Source organism: Listeria sp. SHR_NRA_18 (genome assembly GCF_003856515.1).
In the GTDB taxonomy this organism is placed as follows: domain Bacteria; phylum Bacillota; class Bacilli; order Lactobacillales; family Listeriaceae; genus Listeria_A; species Listeria_A newyorkensis.
In genome coordinates, this window is sequence record NZ_QPKR01000001.1 from 605989 (window position 1) to 622835 (window position 16847).

The window sequence follows — 16847 nt, forward strand, 5'->3', positions numbered from 1 at the left end:
CCCCTTATTTCAATGTAAACTGCATACCCTCTTGGAATTTTTTCGAGAAGAATAAAAACAGAATAATCAGCGGTAAAGTCAGCACAACCGACGCCGCATACATCGGACCAGGATACGTTGCGTAAGGTCCAAACATTTGCGATATCAGCACGTTCAGCGTCACCGTCTCATCACTTTTCGTCACGATTAAATCCCATAATAGGTTCGTCCAACGATCCGTGAACAAGAACAAGAAGATAACCGTACTAATCGATTTCGACATCGGTAAAACAACGCGGAATAATATCTTCAAATCGCTTGCCCCATCAAGCTTAGCCGCCTCAATCAACGTATCCGGAATCGCCTTGAAAAAGTTCGTATACATAAAAATCGCCCACATACTCATCATCGTCGGAATAATCATCCCAGCGTACGTATCAAGCAAACCTACATTCGTAATCATCAAAAATTGCGGAATCAATAAAATAATCGCCGGGAAAAACATTTGGAACAAAATCACGTTATTCACGAACATTTTCCCTTTAAATTTCACTTTTGCAAGCGCGTAACCGACCATAATCGCAAATAACAACATCAGTCCCGTCGCAATCGTCGCTACAATAATCGTGTTAATAAACGCTTGAATCCAAGGTGCCGGAGCCGATATCGCCGCATCTCCGAACAACCAACTCCAAGAACGCGTCGTGAACTCAGTCGGAAACAATTTTCGGTCGACCTGATCCCATGCCGCAAACGAGTTGAGTACGAGATAAATAAACGGATAAATCATGACTAATAGAATCAATGTGGTTAACGTATAACGAACCGTCATCCCCCACTTACTTTTACGACCAACCATTTCTCTCGCCCCATTTCTCTAGTCCTTTTTTAATAACACCAATCGATGCAAACGTCACAACAGCCGCCACAAGCGAGATTGCCGAAGCATAGCCTGATTTCAAGTTAACAAATGCTTGGTTATAAATCTCCATTTGCCACGTATTCGTCGCAAAGTTCGGCCCACCGCCAGTTAGCTGGTAAACCTCGGTGAATATCCCGAAACTCACGCCTACCGCCAACACGATTACCGTGAAAAGCGCAGGATACATCATCGGAATAGTAATTTTCCAGAAGGTGCGGAACCTGCCCGAACCATCCATCGCCGCCGCCTCGTAGATTTCTTCGTTAATACTAGATAATCCTGATATCAAAATCAGTGCGTAATACCCTGACATTTTCCAAGCAATCATCAGCGAAATAACGAATAGCGATGTCATCGGCGTTCCTAACCAATCGATATTCAAGCCAAAATTGTCACGCAAAAAGATGTTCAGCGGACTGTTATAAGATAGCAAACCTTTCACGATCAAAGACGTCACAACGCCTGATGAAAGATAAGGCAGGAAAAAAGCAACTAAGTATAAACCTTTGAATTTCGGTAACCCGTTCACAAGTACCGCAACGACCATAGACATAATAATCGCGAGTGGTACGAATACAATCAAGAACTTATACGTCACCCAAAACGAGGCTTTCACCGCTGGGCTTGCAATCGCTTTTGTGAAATTATCCAGTCCAACAAAATTGATATCTGGACTCATCATATTCCAATCTGTCACGGAGAGCCAAATCGCCCAAACGAGCGGAATTAGAAAGAAGATAATCGTGAAGATAACATAGGGGCTGGTGAAAGACCAGCCCAATTTATTGTTTAGCTTCTTCATTTCTGAAGCACCTCATCCTCAGCTTTCTTCATGTCGTTCCAAGCTTTCGCAGGTTTCTTCTCACCACGAACCACTGGATTCCAGGCTTGTTCACCGATGATTTGTTGAATGTCATTGTAATCCGCATTATCCATTGCTGGAATCGCGTACGGTACGTTTTCTGCGTATACTTTTAGCGCTGGGTTTTCTTTGAAGAACTCGGTGAATGTTGCGTTCTCTGTTGCATCATCACGCGCTGGAATTAAGTTTGTTGTTTCGAGGAACTTCAAATCATTTTTATCGTTGCTGTAAACGAAATCTAGGAATTTAACCGCGGCTTTTTTCTCCGCATCTTTCGCTTGTGCGTAGAACACGATTCCTTTTGCATCCGAGTATGTGTTTACATTTTCAGCATCTTTTAAAGCATCTGGAACTGGCGGTGTGCTAACCGTGTATGTTTCGCCATTTTTTAGCTCTGGGAATTTCTCTGCCCAGTTCGGGAATGACCACGGACCAAGATCAGCCATGATGCTCGTTCCTGTTTCGAATGGATCGGTTGCTTGACCAGCTAATAATAGGTCGTTTTTTTGCAGCTCAGACATGAACGTTAGCATTTCTTTTCCAGCTTTGTCGTCCGCTACAAACTTACCATCTTGTACAAACGGGTTACCTTTTGAAGCCGCATTGTACAGTGGGAAGAAATCAAACCAACGCATCCAAGCTGTCGGATCCGCCAAATCTGCTTTTGCCCAAATCACTTTGTCTGGATATTTCGCTTTTAGTTTTTTACCAGCAGCGAGCACATCACTATATGTTTTTGGCGTTTCATTCACACCAATTTCTTTCAAAATATCAGTACGCCATGCGAAAAGAATCGGGTTGGAGTAAACTGGGAACACATATTGGTTACCGTCCGAGAATTTCCAAGCGTCAAGGCTATCGGTCATTTTACGTTTTTCAGCTACTTCTTTCATGCCATCGATTTCATTGATTGGCACGATGGCTTTACTGTCCGCCAATTGTGCGGCAAAGCTACGATTTATATTTTCCGAAATAGTTGGTGCGGTTTTCGACGCGATGGCCGCTTGCACCGTTGCTTCGGAGGATGGACTTTCTTTCATTTGTGATACTTCTACTTTAATATCTGGATTTTCTTTCTCAAAAGCTGTTGCCATTTCTCCCCAAAACTTCATCTGTGTTGGATTTGGCGCGGCCCAAAATGTTACTTTCGTTTTGCCATCAGCCGACGCGTCATCCTTACTTCCCGAACCACATCCCGCTAGCAAACTCCCTACTAATGCTACGGATAAAACAGAAAACACCACTTTTTTTAATTTCATCTTTCATGTCCTCCTAGTTAGATCATATTGTAATTTTGTAAGCGCTTGAATTACAATTACATTATTGCATTACATTTTTGTAATGTCAACAATTACTTTTTGCATAGAAAGCTTTTAAATACTTCAAGGGCAGTAATTGCACAATTTACAATAACATTACAAATAACATTACTTTTCAATTGCATTCTGTCGCTAATACTCTTATAATGAAATGAGAGAAAGTCCCATCTAGGAGGAAAATGAATGAAAAAAGTCACAATGCAAGATATCGCAGACGCTTTGCAGATTTCAAAAAACTCGGTATCACAAGCCTTAGGGAATAAAAATGGCGTTGGCGAGCAAACAAAACGGCTCGTTTTACAAAAAGCAGATGAAATGGGATATCAATACAAAAAAGACGTGGTTTACACGCCTACCGACAATCAATTTGCGCTAGTGGCAACCGAATTCGCCCTATCGCAAAAAAGTTTTTTTGGTGAGATTTGTTTGAGTTTAGAGCAGGAAATGACGGCGCGGGGCTTTTATTTAATGACGCTTGCTGTTGGTCCAGAAGCCATTGCTGCGAAACGTTTGCCGCGTGAATTAGAGGAGAAGAATTGGCGAGGAATCTTTATTTTGTCGCATATTAGTGATGTTTTTGTGAAGCAGATTTTGGAATTGGGGATGCCGACTGTGATGATTGACCACCACGATCCACATTTGCGGACGGATACGATTTTATCACAGAATAAAGATGGTGCATTTGTGGCCGTGGAACATTTGATAACGCTTGGGCACGAACGGATTGGCTTTGTTGGCGATGTTGATTTTTCGCCGAGTTATGAGGAACGTTTTGAAGGATATTGTAAGGCGATGCGGCATTACAAGTTGCCGGTGAATTCGCACTATACAATCACGAGTATCAAAGAGGAGCAGGCCGCGTTGTTTCAGGCGTTGGAAGGCTTGGAGGAATGGCCGAGCGCGTGGTTTTGTGTGAACTCAGGACTTGGCTTTATTTTGAATTCCTATTTTCAGTCGAAGGGATTTGCGATTCCAGAACAGGTGTCGATTGTTTGTTTTGATAATACGGAATTCGCGATTTTGGCACAACCACCGCTGACGACGATGTGCACCGATTTGCGATTTATGGGGAGAAAAGCCGCGGAAACAATGGAATGGCGACTGCGAAATCCGAGTGCACCGATTGTGAATGTGGCGATTGGGACAGATTTGGTTTTGAGAGAATCGACTGGGAAACTGATGGACTAATTCATTAGTACATAGAACAATAAGGACACAGCGAGTATAAGCCGTGTCCTTATTGTTATTTATTTAGGCAATGCTGCTAACTCTTTAGCGATATCGAGATAAAAGGCATTAACTTGCGAAGAAGATTTATCACCAATACCATTAATGTCTAAGTGGTCCCAACCTTGTTTAACCGGATAATAGCTCCACTGGCCTTTCACCGGCTTATTATCTGCTTGTTTTGCCAAAGAATCAAATGGATAGTAGCTGGAAATAACATTGACTAGGCCGTCACTTGCTGCCCAAGAATCGTCTATTTTCATACCATTTGATGCCGTTTTTCTGAAACTGTTCATATATTTTGCGCCCGGAATGATGGCTGGGAACATGGTGAGTACAGGGATTTGTTGTTTGAAAATCGGTGTTTGTGTCGTTGCTTGCCCTGTATGTGAAAAATAGTATACATCGGATTTTGTTTGCATATTTTTTTGATTCGCAATGACGCCTTCCACCGATAAATCGTAACTGGAAATATCTTTTGAATCCCAAATAGAGCTACTGAAAACTCGGTCATGATACGCCGACAAAAGCTCATACGGTTGACGTTTTAGACCAAATTGATCTAATTTGAAATCGTAGACAACCGGATTAAGTATTTTACCACTGAGTGCGCTCATACCAATAATCATATCTTCAATGATTGGCACAAGTGCATTGTTATCTTCGGCAAAAGAGGTGCCATTATTAGGTGTCGCAAGGGTAGTTACACTTTGTACAGAATGCTTTTTGCCAACAAATAATGGAGAAATACCTGCTTCTGGATTTGCTTTATAATATGCTTGTTCTTCTGCGTTTCCCTCCTCCAGCATGCTTGTCAGTTGGCGAATCGTCAAACCTCCCATACTGTGCCCAACCAAATGAATCTTGTTCACATCGCTCCATCGCTGATAAATCCCTGGGTAGGTACGCCCATATCTTGCATGTTTTTCTTTTGCGGCATGTGCCGCGCCATAGTCTACAGTTCCTCCCATGATATACGCGTAGAGCTCTGCTGTACGATCCCAGTTACTAGACACTGGGCCAACTGCGGCTGTATACGTTGGATAACCATTCTGCTTCAATACTTCTTGAATATCGTTTAGTCCGCCCCAATATTTGAAGCCTAATACTTCATTTCGATCCCAGCCAGTCAAACCGTGAACGAGAATAATTGGATAATCGTTTTGTTTTGCCGCTGCTACCGTTTTCTGATTGATCCCTTGAAATGATACACAAACTAGAAATGCAACTACCGCTAAAAAAATAGTGGCTTTACTTTTAAACATGAATTCCCCTCTTTTCTCAAATTTTCGAATTTTTCTCTATTTTCTTTCTAACAAAAACTCCCTTCCGTTATTGAACTTGGATTACAGTATAGCTTTTGAATGTATCTTCATGAGGATGCCAAGTAATAACTTTTTATAGTATAAACTGTGTATACATAAAAATCTAGACTTATAAGTATTAATAATCATTAAATAGCGCATTTTTGAGTATAATTTCACTATTTAGTCACAAAATTAGGATATACTTCTTTTTCATGCCCCAATTTGAACATAAATTGAGACAAAAAAAGTAATACCAGACTCGAATATCTAGTATTACGTTTTTTATTAGATTATTTACGTTTTAATTTAACCACTGTTCTGGGGCTTTATTCCATTCTTTCAACGTTGCCATGTCACCTTCTGATACATAGCCTTCGTCCAGCGCGACTTCTAGTAGCGTTTCATAATTCGTAAGTGCCGCAACTTCCACATTCGTCGCGCCAAGCAATGTTTTTCCTTTTTCTAATCCGTATGTAAAAATAGCGGCGATTCCTAGTACTTCGCATCCTGCTTCGCGCAAGGCTTCTACGGCTGTAATCGAGCTTCCACCTGTCGAGATTAAGTCTTCAATCACGACTACTTTTTGACCTTTCGCGATTGGTCCTTCGATTTGGTTGCCTTTGCCGTGTTCTTTTGCTTTGGAGCGGACGTAAACCATTGGCAGGTCTAGGAGATCGCTTGCCCATGCAGCGTGTGGGATGCCGGCTGTTGCGGTTCCTGCTAGTACTTCCACGTCGGGAAATGCGGTTTTGATTTTTTCAGCGAGTGCTGCTGCGATGAATTGGCGTGTTTTTGGGAAGCCTAATGTTAGGCGATTATCGCAGTAGATGGGGGATTTGATGCCGGATGCCCACGTGAATGGATCGTTCGGTTGGAGGAATACAGCTTTTATTTTTAGCAATTGCTCGGCTACTTGTTTTTCGGTTGTCATTTGTTCCACTCCTTTAAAATCGTTTCGTATGCTTGATATGGGTCGGTTGCTTTAGTGATAGATCTGCCGACAACGATTGCAGTTGCGCCGATTTCGCGGGCTTGATGTGGTGTTACGACGCGTTTTTGATCGTCCTTTGTGTCGGTGTCTAGGCGAATTCCTGGTGTGACACGTAAAAATTCGGGACGGGTGATTTCTTTAATTTTTCCAGCTTCAAGCGCAGAACAAACGACGCCATCAAGACCTGCTTCGTTCGCGAGATTGCTGTAGTGTAGGACGGAATCCATCAGACTTGCTTGGATGAGTTGGTCAGACTGCATTTCTGCTTCGCTCGTGCTCGTTAGCTGCGTGACAGCGATGAGACGCGGACGGCGGGAAGAGCTGGAACCAATTTCGAGGCCTTCGAGTGCGGCTTCCATCATCGCGCGACCTCCTGCAGCGTGCACGTTGACCATATCGACGCCCATGCGAGCGAGCCCAATCATCGCGCTTTTGACGGTGTTCGGGATGTCATGCAATTTTAGATCGAGAAAAATTTCGTGACCGTCGTGTTTTAAGCGCTCCACCAGGTGTGGACCTTCTAAGTAAAAAAGTTCCATGCCGACCTTGACGGACAGCGTGTCTCCTTTTGGAAATCGTTTTAAAAATGCTTCGACTTGGGCGTATGAGGCGAAATCGAGTGCGATAATTGGCTTTGTCATGCGTTTGTTCTCTCCTTTTTTAAGTCGGCTAATGTCGTGATTCCTAGTTCGTCCATGCGGGCTGGCAGGGCGTCGATTAAGTTCGGGCAAATATACGGCTCGGTAAAATTGAGCGTGCCTACTGCGACGGCATCTGCGCCTGCGATGAGGAATTCTAGGACGTCATCTACGGTTTGGACGCCTCCCATGCCGATGATTGGAATGTTGGAAACGGCGCGTACTTGGTGGATCAGGCGAATTGCGACGGGTTTAATGGATGGTCCTGATAAGCCGCCAGTACCATTTGCCAGTATTGGTTTGCGCGTTTTGAGATCGAGACGCATTCCTAGAAGGGTGTTAATCATCGTGAGTCCGTCGGCGCCTGCTTCTTCGATGGCTTTCGCGACTGGAACGATATCGGTTACGTTTGGCGAAAGCTTTACGTAGATTGGAACACTGGCAACAGCTTTGACTGCTTTCGTGAGTCGATAGGCTACTTCTGAATCGGTGCCAAATGCGATGCCGCCATGCTTCACGTTCGGACACGAGATATTAAGCTCAATCGCCTTGACGTTTGGCGCATCGCCAATTCGCGCGCAAACTTTGACGTAGTCTTCTTCGGATGCGCCGGCTACGTTCGCGATGATTGGCGTGTCGAAGCGCTCTAGCCAAGGCATTTCGTGCGCCATGACGTGATCGAGACCTGGATTTTGGAGGCCAATCGCGTTTAACATACCGGATGGTGTTTCCGCCACGCGCGGCGTTGCATTGCCGTAACGCGGTTCTGGCGTCACTGCTTTTGCCATGATGGCCCCGAGCAGGTTCAAATCGTAAAACTTGCTGTATTCTTTGCCGAATCCGAAACAACCGGACGCGGGCATGATTGGATTTTTTAGTGATAATCCTGGTATTTCAACGGCTAAACGGTTCATATGACTACCTCCCCAGCTCGGAAAACCGGGCCTTCATCGCATGCTTTATAGCTTTTCGTCGGATCATCAGTGCGCTGACAAACGCAGGCATAGCAAGCCCCGACGCCGCACGCCATCCGTTCTTCTAGCGACAAAAACGTCCGCGGGCCCGCAAATCGTTCGGAAACCACGCGTAACATCGCAGTTGGCCCGCAACTGTACACCGTATCTGGCACAAAATCCAGCGCATCGGTTACCGTCGTTACAAAACCTTGCGTGCCTCGCGTTCCGTCCACCGTTGCGACAAAACAATCTCCCAATTCTCCCATTTCCTTTTCATAAAAAACATCTTTCGCAGAGCTAAAACCTAAGACAAACGTCACGGTCGATCCTTGTGCTACCAGTTCTTTTCCGAGCTGATAAAGCGGCGGAACCCCGATCCCACCTCCGATTAATAAGGCATGTTCGCCAGGTTTCGTTTCCGTCGGTGCAAAGCCATTTCCAAGCGGGGCGATGACATCTAGCGCATCCCCACTTACAAGCTCCGCAAAATCCGCCGTCCCATCCCCGTCCACGCGGTACAATAGCGTGCACTCCTTCGCCTCCTTATCAATCGCACAAATACTAATCGGGCGTCGCAAAAGCAAATCCGCTCGCCGAGGTTTGAGCTGCATAAACTGCCCCGGATTCATCTCCAGAACAATATCCCCTTTTAAAACCAGCTCAAACACCCGATCCGCGATTAACTTTTGACTGACTACTTCCATCTTTGTTTGTCTCACGTTCTTCCACCCCGTTTTCTTAAACTGTTTCGATCACTCGAGCAGGTTGCATAGCTTCCATTTCAAACGACCGTGATTCGAGCACCCGCAAAATTGCTTCTGCTGTATCTAGCGACGTACAAACCGGCACACCGTTTTCGACCGATTCCCGACGAATTTGGAAACCGTCACGCTCTGGTTGTTTTCCAGTCGTTAACGTGTTCACCACAAGCGTTACCTGCCCATTACGGATGTAATCCACAAGCGTTTCTTGATTTTCGCCGATTTTCTTCACTTTAGAAACTGGAATGCCTTGCTCTTCTAAAACAAGCGCCGTTCCAGATGTCGCCATAATCGTGAAGCCGATATTTTTGAAGCGTTTTGCCAGTGCCGTTGCTTCTGCTTTATCACGATCCGCGACTGTCAATAGCACCGTTCCGTAATCGAGCATTTTCACACCACTCGCCACAAAACCTTTATACAGCGCCTTTTCAAGCGTACGATCTTTCCCCATGACTTCTCCGGTCGACTTCATTTCAGGGCCAAGCGACGTATCTACGCTACGCAATTTCGCGAACGAGAACACCGGTACTTTAACAAAAATTTCTTGTTTCTCTGGCGCCAAACCTTCTTTGTAGCCAAGTTCTAACAATGTTTTCCCTAAAATGACTTTCGTCGCCACATTCGCCATCGGAATATCGGTAATTTTGCTCAAGAAAGGTGCGGTACGGCTTGATCTCGGATTGACTTCAATCACGAAAACCTCTTCATCCGCGACAACATATTGAATGTTCAGCATCCCGATGATGTTCAGACCTTTCGCAAGTCGCGTCGTGTAATCAACAATTAGATCCTTGACGTGTTGCGACAAGCTTTGCGCAGGATAAACCGCGATTGAGTCACCAGAATGGACTCCCGCGCGTTCGATATGTTCCATAATACCTGGAATCACAACGTTCACACCGTCACTAATCGCATCCACTTCCACTTCTTGGCCCTGCACATAACGATCGACAAGTACCGGATGTTTCGGATTCACTTTTACCGCGTTGTTCATATAGTAGCGCAACGCTTCTTCTGATTCCACAATTTCCATGGCACGACCCCCGAGCACGTAAGATGGGCGCACCAACACCGGATAGCCGATACTCGTTGCCACCGCAATCGCTTCATCAATCGACGTCGCTGTTTTCCCAGCAGGCTGCGGAATACCAAGTTCCACGAGCGCTTTCTCAAACTTATCACGATTTTCCGCGCGATCGATGTCCTCTAGCGAAGTTCCAAGGATTTTCACGCCGCGTTCTGCCAAACCGTCTGCCAAATTGATCGCCGTCTGACCGCCAAATTGTACCACAACGCCTAGCGGTTTTTCGAGTTCAATCACATGCATCACGTCTTCTAGCGTCAACGGTTCAAAGTAAAGTTTGTCCGAAATACTGAAATCCGTCGAGACCGTTTCTGGGTTATTATTGATGATAATCGCTTCATACCCCGCTTGCTGAATTGCCCAAACCGAGTGCACCGTCGCGTAGTCAAACTCAACGCCTTGCCCAATCCGAATCGGCCCAGAACCGAGCACAATCACGCTTTCCTTCTCCGTACGAATCGATTCATTCTCATCCTCGTAGCTGCTGTAGAAGTATGGCGTTGTTGACTCGAATTCCGCCGCACACGTATCCACCATTTTGTAAACCGGGATAATTTCCGCTTCCTTACGAATATCGTACACCTCAAATGCCGTCATATCCCAAAGTTTCGCGATGGCACCGTCACTGAAACCGTTCCGTTTCGCCGCGCGCAATACTTCCAAATCCCCAACATTCGCCGCGATTTCCGACTCCTGCTTAATGATTTTCTCCAATTTATATAAGAAGAACAAATCGATCTTCGTTTTAGCGTGTAAATCCTCAATTGTCCAGCCTTTACGAAGCGCCGCAGCTAAGAAGAACAAGCGATCATCTTCTGGGAAGCAAATTTTACGTTCCAATTCTTCCAAACTCGCGTTCTCTGCCTCGTCCAAATACAGATGCGTCGTCCCGATTTCAAGCGATCGAACCGCCTTCAAAAGTGACTCCTCCAAATTCCGACCAATCGCCATGACCTCGCCAGTCGCCTTCATTTGCGTCCCTAAACGGCGATCCGCTTTTTCAAATTTATCAAAAGCAAAGCGTGGAATTTTCGACACAACATAATCAAGCGCTGGTTCAAAATGCGCGTAGGTCGTTCCTGTAACCGGATTCTTCATCTCATCGAGCGTCAAGCCCACCGCAATTTTCGCCGCGAGTTTCGCAATCGGATAACCCGTTGCCTTCGAAGCAAGCGCTGACGAACGACTCACACGCGGATTTACCTCAATCACATAATAATCGTAACTATCCGGATCAATCGCGAGCTGCACGTTACAGCCACCCTCGATTTCAAGCGCGCGGATAATTTTCAGCGACACATCACGAAGCATTTGGTACTCGCGGTCCGAAAGCGTCTGGCTCGGCGCCACAACAATCGAATCCCCCGTATGAATCCCGACCGGATCGATGTTTTCCATGTTACAAACAACCATCGCATTGTCATTCGCATCGCGCATCACTTCATACTCGACCTCTTTAAAACCAGCAATACTGCGCTCAAGCAAACATTGCGTCACAGGACTCAGCTTCAAGCCACTCGCCACAATCTCCGCTAAATCCGCATCATTCAGGCAAATCCCGCCGCCCGAACCACCGAGCGTATAAGCTGGGCGTACAATCACCGGATAGCCAATTTTTGCAACAAAGTTCTGTGCCTCCTCCAAGCTATGAATAATGTCACTCTCCGGAACCGGCTCGCCAAGCTCATGCATCAAATCACGAAACGCCTCGCGATCCTCCGCCTTCTTAATCGCCACCAAATCCGTTCCTAAAACTTCCACACCACACTCATCCAAAATTCCGGCTTCCGCAAGTTCCATCGCCATGTTCAGTCCCGTTTGACCACCAAGCGTTGGCAAAATCGCATCTGGGCGCTCCTTCCGAATAATCCGCGATACAAAATCAAGCGTAATCGGCTCAATATAAACCTTGTCCGCCATCTCCACATCCGTCATAATCGTCGCCGGGTTCGAGTTCACAAGCACCACGCGGTATCCTTCCTCTTTCAAACTCAGACACGCTTGCGTCCCTGCATAATCAAATTCCGCAGCTTGTCCAATCACAATAGGGCCAGAACCAATCACTAAAATAGTTTCAATATCCTCACGTTTAGGCATTTTGTTCCGCTCCCTCCTTCTCCATCATCGCTATAAATTGGTCAAATAAATAATTCACGTCACTCGGTCCAGGATTCGCTTCCGGATGGTACTGCACCGTATAAGCTGGAAACTCCTTGTGCGCCAAGCCTTCCACCGTTCCATCATTCAATTCGATGTGCGTCACGACAATATCTTTTCCAATAAGCGAATTCGCATCAACCGCGTAGCCATGATTTTGCGCCGTGAAATCAACGCGTCCCGTCGCCAGCTCCTTCACAGGATGGTTCGCCCCGCGATGCCCGAATTTCAGTTTAAACGTATCCGCCCCGTTTGCTAAAGCGAAAAGCTGATGTCCCAGACAAATCCCGAACAGCGGCACTTTTCCTTGCAAACCGCGAATCATTTCCACCGCTTCCGGCACATCTTTCGGGTCTCCCGGTCCATTTGAAAGCATCACACCATCCGGATGCATCGCCAGGATCTCCTCCGCCGTCGTATTGTAAGGCACGACCGTAATATCGCAGTCCCGCTTATTCAACTCCCGCATAATGCTACTTTTCACGCCATAATCCACAAGCACCACACGCTTACCTTCCCCCGGATTCGTAAATGCCTTCGAACAAGAAACCTCGCGCACTTGATCCACCGGCAACCGCACCGAACGCAGATGATGCAGTAAATCCTCCCGATTCGCCTTTTCCGGAGCCAAAATCCCTTTTAGCGTCCCTTCCTTACGAATAATCTTCGTCAATTTCCGCGTATCAATCCCCGCGATCCCAGGAATATCTTTTTCCTTCAAAAACTGATCCAGCGTCAATTGGTTGCGCCAGTTCGAAGCAAATTCCGCCGCCTCACGCACCACCACACCTTTTACAGCCGGGTGAATCGATTCAAAGTCGTCACGATTCACGCCATAATTCCCAACAAGCGGATATGTAAACGTGATGATTTGCCCGTAATAACTCGGATCCGTAATCGTTTCCTGATACCCCGTCATGCCTGTATTAAAAACCACTTCCCCAATCGTTTCGCGGTCGCTACCAATGGCCTCACCGATAAAAAAGTTCCCATCTTCCAACATCAAAATCCGTTTTGCCATGCGTTACTCCACCCCTTCTTCAAAAACAAGCGCGCCTTCTGCAAACGTCGCTACTGGCCAACCAACACAACTCCAACCAGTAAATGGCGTATTTCTACCTTTTGATGCAAAATTTTCTGGGTCAATCGTGGCTTCTTTTTCCAAATCAATGACCGTCACGTCCGCAACCCCACCGATTTCAAGCACACCGTACGGAAGATTAAAGCACGCCGCAGGTTTCACCGTCATCCAATCAATCAATTGTTTCAGCGTCCACTCACCCGTCTTCACAAATTGCGTGTAAAGTAGTGGGAATGCCGTCTCCAAGCCAACGATTCCAAACATCGCTTTTTCCATTGGCACGTTCTTCTCCTCTGCCGAATGTGGCGCATGATCCGTCGCGATAAAATCAATCGTTCCATCAAGCAACCCTTCCAACAATGCCGCATGATCTTCCTGAGCGCGCAATGGCGGATTCATTTTCCAATTCCCGTCATTCTCTGGAATATTCGTCTCATTCAAAATCAAGTGATGCGGTGAAACCTCCGCTGTTACGCGAATCCCAGCCCGTTTCGCATCACGAACCGCACGAACCGATTCCTTCGTCGAAATGTGGCAAACGTGATAATGGCAGTTCGCCGCTTCCGCAAGCAACACATCCCGTGCAATTTGAACCGACTCCGCAATATTCGGAATCCCAGCCAAACCATGCTCCTTCGCAAAAATCCCGTCATGCACGACCCCACCATACACAAGCGAATTATCCTCACAATGCGCCACAATCGCCATATCAAGCTTCCCTGCTTCCAACATCGCCTCATACATCATGCCCGCCGTCTGCACACCCACACCATCATCCGTGAATGCAAACGCGCCAGCCTCCTTCAAAGCAGCAAAGTCCACCAACTCGTCACCCTTCAAGCTCGACGTAATCGAAGCATAAGGCAACACACGAACCGCAGCCGTTTCCTTAATCCGATCCACAACCTGCGTCATCACTTCCGCCGTATCCGGCACCGGTTTCGTATTTGGCATCGCACACACCGTCGTGTACCCACCACGAGCCGCAGCCGCCGTCCCAGTCGCAATCGTCTCCTTATGCTCCCCACCTGGTTCCCGCAAATGCACGTGCACATCCACGAGTCCCGGTGCGATCAATTTTCCAGCGACATCAATCACCTTCGCGCCTTCACTCGCCTCAATCCCGTCACCAATCGCCGTCACGCGACCATCCTCAATCGCCACATCCTTCACTACCAAATCCCCAGTTTCCGTCAATACTTTTCCATTTTTCAATACGTACATGTCGTCACCCTCGTTTCTTTGTCTTGGCACACAGCCTCTAAAATTGCCATTCTAATATACACACCATTTGTCATCTGTTCCACAATGCGCGATTTCTCGCATTCCACCAAACTATCTGCAATCTCCACATCCCGATTCACAGGACTCGGATGCATAATAATCGCGCGTTCCTTCATCTTCGCCGCCCGCGCTTCCGTCAAGCCATATTTTTCATGATAATCCGACTTCGTAAAACTCAGCAAACCATCATGCCGCTCCTCCTGCACACGCAAGAGCATAATCACGTCCATCTGCTCCACCAAATCATCCATCGCCATATACGTCCCAAGCTCCGCGCAACTCTCACGCATCCACTCCGGCGGCCCCGCAAAAAACACCTCGGCACCAAGACGTTTGAGCGCCTGCATGTTCGAATTTGCCACTCGGCTATGCACGATATCCCCGACAATCGCGACCTTCAATCCTTTAAAACCGCCAAACTCTTCCTTGATTGTAAATAAGTCCAGCAACGACTGACTCGGATGTTGCCCACAGCCATCGCCACCATTCACAACCGCAATCCCTAATTTGCGAAGTGGCTCATAATAATTCTCGTCCGAATGCCTGATAACCGCTACATCCACACCAATCGCCTGCATGGTCAGCGCCGTATCGTATAACGTTTCCCCTTTTGTCACACTCGATTTAGATGGGTCGAAAGATAAAACATCGATGCCAAGCTTCTTCTCAGCCATTTCAAAACTATTATGCGTTCGCGTGCTGGCCTCAAAAAACATATTTACCGCATACATTTGCTTTTTCGGAGTCCAAATTTCTCCTTGCTTGAAACGCGCTGCTTGCTCCAATAACTCACCAATCTCCGCTACAGAAAGCTCTTCCATCGACACTAAATCCTTCATTCGAACCGCCACCTTTTCTAAAAATTAGATACTATTTATAGGAAAACCTCTAAAAAATTGCGCTTTTTCAGAGGTCTTCGTAGATGTTATTATTTATGTGCTTTAGCCTCTGGTAAGACTAAATTTAAGATTATTCCAAGTAGAGCAGCCATCGCCATACCTTCCAGTTTGAAAGAACCGATTTCAACTAGCAAGCCGCCGATTCCGACAACAAGGACAACCGATGCAATAATCATGTTGCGGTTCACGCTAAGGTCCACGTGACTTTCAATCATCATCCGCAGACCACTCGTTGCGATAACACCGAACAAGAGTAAAGAAATCCCGCCGAGCACCGCTGTTGGTACCGAAGTAATCACCGCATTAATGTAGCCGATAAATCCGAACGCGATAGCCAAAACCGCCGCACCCCCGATAACAAAAACACTGTACACCTTCGTAATCGCCAGCACCCCGATGTTCTCACCGTATGTCGTCACAGGCGGCCCACCAATAAGTGAAGCAATAATCGACGCCGTTCCATCCGCAGCAAGCGAACGATGCAACCCTGGATCTTTAAAAAAGTTACGATTCGTAATTCTGTTCAAAAGTAGCTGATGCCCCATATGCTCCGCCATCGTCACAAAAGCAAGCGGCGCCATCGAAAGCACAACCGTCAGCGTCACTACCGGATCCATATTCACAAACGGAACCGTAAAGTCTGGCACTTGGAACAGGCTCGCATTTTGAATCAATGTATAATCCACTAGCCCAAACGCCATACTCACCAGGTAACCAATGACGAATCCGCATAGTATCGGAATAAGTCCGAAGAATCCTTTGAAAAACATCATCGCGACAATCGTCACGACCAGCGTTATCAGCGCTACCAGCAAGATTTTGTAATCATATTCGCCACCATTATTCGTCCCCATCGCCATCGCCGCAGCGCTCGGTGCCAGTGACAAACCAATAACCATGATAACCGGTCCAACCACGATTGGCGGTAATACGCGCTTAATCCACTCAATTCCCACATAATAAACGAGCAGCGCCACAATCGCGTACACAACCCCAACCGAGAACGTCCCGACCATAACCGCTCCAGGCCCTCCGCCAGATTTCGCCGTGAGTAGCATCGTTATCGGCGCTATAAACGCAAACGATGAACCTAAGTAAGCCGGAATTTTGCCTCGCGTAATAATTAAGTAAGCAAGCGTCCCAAGCCCACTCGATATCAGCGCCACACTCGGATTCAAGCCCGTCACAGTCGGTACAAAGATCGTCGAGCCAAACATCGTGAACAGATGCTGGATACTAAGCACAATCCATTTATTCCAAGCCGGCTTCTCGTGAATATCTAGTACCGGTTTTACGTAATTTTCAGGTGTCGTTTCTTCTGTCATTTTACTCCCTCTTTCCGACTCTAAGTCATAAAAAATACCCCTTGCCAAATTGCGA

The 16847-nt window shown here is 46.6% G+C and carries 14 protein-coding genes; 1 reads left to right on the forward strand and 13 read right to left on the reverse strand.

What is annotated here, in order from left to right:
- Positions 1 to 4 precede the first annotated feature (4 nt).
- From DUK53_RS03030 to DUK53_RS03040, 3 genes are read right to left on the reverse strand one after another with little or no spacing between them, the layout of a single operon-like run.
- On the reverse strand, positions 5 to 838 hold the full coding sequence (locus tag DUK53_RS03030; protein ID WP_036093426.1) for a carbohydrate ABC transporter permease: 834 nt from the start codon (positions 836 to 838) through the stop codon (positions 5 to 7).
- Entirely contained in the window at positions 825 to 1703 is an 879-nt protein-coding gene (locus DUK53_RS03035; RefSeq protein WP_036093428.1) for a carbohydrate ABC transporter permease, read from the reverse strand. Before DUK53_RS03035 ends, DUK53_RS03030 begins: the two co-directional genes overlap by 14 nt.
- Positions 1700 to 3022: an ABC transporter substrate-binding protein gene (locus DUK53_RS03040; protein WP_036130841.1), complete on the reverse strand. Its 1323-nt coding sequence runs from the start codon at positions 3020 to 3022 to the stop codon at positions 1700 to 1702. Before DUK53_RS03040 ends, DUK53_RS03035 begins: the two co-directional genes overlap by 4 nt.
- A gap of 243 nt (positions 3023 to 3265) precedes the next feature.
- Here DUK53_RS03040 and DUK53_RS03045 point away from each other — a divergent pair, with 243 nt between their 5' ends.
- Positions 3266 to 4270, forward strand: coding sequence for a LacI family DNA-binding transcriptional regulator (locus tag DUK53_RS03045; RefSeq protein ID WP_036130838.1), 1005 nt, complete (start codon positions 3266 to 3268; stop codon positions 4268 to 4270).
- A gap of 59 nt (positions 4271 to 4329) precedes the next feature.
- On the opposite strand, the gene DUK53_RS03050 is transcribed toward DUK53_RS03045, so the two are convergent.
- The 10 genes from DUK53_RS03050 to DUK53_RS03095 form a co-directional block, all read right to left on the reverse strand.
- On the reverse strand, positions 4330 to 5574 hold the full coding sequence (locus DUK53_RS03050; protein WP_052164842.1) for an esterase/lipase family protein: 1245 nt from the start codon (positions 5572 to 5574) through the stop codon (positions 4330 to 4332).
- Positions 5575 to 5917: 343 nt separating this feature from the next.
- Complete coding sequence (gene pyrE / locus DUK53_RS03055; protein ID WP_036130835.1) at positions 5918 to 6547, reverse strand: orotate phosphoribosyltransferase; 630 nt, start codon at positions 6545 to 6547, stop codon at positions 5918 to 5920.
- On the reverse strand, positions 6544 to 7248 hold the full coding sequence (pyrF, locus tag DUK53_RS03060; protein WP_036093435.1) for an orotidine-5'-phosphate decarboxylase: 705 nt from the start codon (positions 7246 to 7248) through the stop codon (positions 6544 to 6546). The genes pyrE and pyrF overlap by 4 nt, the downstream gene beginning before the upstream one ends.
- Entirely contained in the window at positions 7245 to 8159 is a 915-nt protein-coding gene (locus DUK53_RS03065) for a dihydroorotate dehydrogenase (protein ID WP_036130834.1), read from the reverse strand. Before DUK53_RS03065 ends, pyrF begins: the two co-directional genes overlap by 4 nt.
- Entirely contained in the window at positions 8156 to 8920 is a 765-nt protein-coding gene (locus tag DUK53_RS03070) for a dihydroorotate dehydrogenase electron transfer subunit (protein ID WP_036130832.1), read from the reverse strand. Before DUK53_RS03070 ends, DUK53_RS03065 begins: the two co-directional genes overlap by 4 nt.
- Positions 8921 to 8939: 19 nt before the next feature.
- Positions 8940 to 12143 carry a carbamoyl-phosphate synthase large subunit gene (carB, locus tag DUK53_RS03075; protein WP_036093438.1) on the reverse strand — a complete coding sequence of 1068 codons (3204 nt, stop codon included), beginning with the start codon at positions 12141 to 12143 and terminating at the stop codon, positions 8940 to 8942.
- Positions 12136 to 13224 (reverse strand): carbamoyl phosphate synthase small subunit, encoded by a 1089-nt coding sequence (locus DUK53_RS03080; RefSeq protein ID WP_036093442.1) that lies wholly within the window; start codon positions 13222 to 13224, stop codon positions 12136 to 12138. Before DUK53_RS03080 ends, carB begins: the two co-directional genes overlap by 8 nt.
- 3 nt (positions 13225 to 13227) lie before the next feature.
- Positions 13228 to 14508, reverse strand: coding sequence for a dihydroorotase (locus DUK53_RS03085; RefSeq protein WP_036130829.1), 1281 nt, complete (start codon positions 14506 to 14508; stop codon positions 13228 to 13230).
- Positions 14496 to 15407, reverse strand: a complete 912-nt coding sequence (locus tag DUK53_RS03090) for an aspartate carbamoyltransferase catalytic subunit (protein WP_036093445.1) — start codon at positions 15405 to 15407, stop codon at positions 14496 to 14498. The genes DUK53_RS03085 and DUK53_RS03090 overlap by 13 nt, the downstream gene beginning before the upstream one ends.
- An 89-nt stretch (positions 15408 to 15496) precedes the next feature.
- On the reverse strand, positions 15497 to 16792 hold the full coding sequence (locus DUK53_RS03095) for a solute carrier family 23 protein (protein WP_036093446.1): 1296 nt from the start codon (positions 16790 to 16792) through the stop codon (positions 15497 to 15499).
- Between the last annotated feature and the right edge of the window lie 55 nt (positions 16793 to 16847).

What these genes read in the sequence shown, in the direction of transcription:
- DUK53_RS03030 (WP_036093426.1), bottom strand. Translation starts at nt 838, where the DNA reads ATGGTTGGTCGTAAAAGTAAGTGGGGGATGACGGTTCGTTATACGTTA.
- DUK53_RS03035 (WP_036093428.1), bottom strand. Translation starts at nt 1,703, where the DNA reads ATGAAGAAGCTAAACAATAAATTGGGCTGGTCTTTCACCAGCCCCTAT.
- DUK53_RS03040 (WP_036130841.1), bottom strand. Translation starts at nt 3,022, where the DNA reads ATGAAATTAAAAAAAGTGGTGTTTTCTGTTTTATCCGTAGCATTAGTA.
- DUK53_RS03045 (WP_036130838.1), top strand. Translation starts at nt 3,266, where the DNA reads ATGAAAAAAGTCACAATGCAAGATATCGCAGACGCTTTGCAGATTTCA.
- DUK53_RS03050 (WP_052164842.1), bottom strand. Translation starts at nt 5,574, where the DNA reads ATGTTTAAAAGTAAAGCCACTATTTTTTTAGCGGTAGTTGCATTTCTA.
- pyrE (WP_036130835.1), bottom strand. Translation starts at nt 6,547, where the DNA reads ATGACAACCGAAAAACAAGTAGCCGAGCAATTGCTAAAAATAAAAGCT.
- pyrF (WP_036093435.1), bottom strand. Translation starts at nt 7,248, where the DNA reads ATGACAAAGCCAATTATCGCACTCGATTTCGCCTCATACGCCCAAGTC.
- DUK53_RS03065 (WP_036130834.1), bottom strand. Translation starts at nt 8,159, where the DNA reads ATGAACCGTTTAGCCGTTGAAATACCAGGATTATCACTAAAAAATCCA.
- carB (WP_036093438.1), bottom strand. Translation starts at nt 12,143, where the DNA reads ATGCCTAAACGTGAGGATATTGAAACTATTTTAGTGATTGGTTCTGGC.
- DUK53_RS03080 (WP_036093442.1), bottom strand. Translation starts at nt 13,224, where the DNA reads ATGGCAAAACGGATTTTGATGTTGGAAGATGGGAACTTTTTTATCGGT.
- DUK53_RS03085 (WP_036130829.1), bottom strand. Translation starts at nt 14,508, where the DNA reads ATGTACGTATTGAAAAATGGAAAAGTATTGACGGAAACTGGGGATTTG.
- DUK53_RS03090 (WP_036093445.1), bottom strand. Translation starts at nt 15,407, where the DNA reads ATGAAGGATTTAGTGTCGATGGAAGAGCTTTCTGTAGCGGAGATTGGT.
- DUK53_RS03095 (WP_036093446.1), bottom strand. Translation starts at nt 16,792, where the DNA reads ATGACAGAAGAAACGACACCTGAAAATTACGTAAAACCGGTACTAGAT.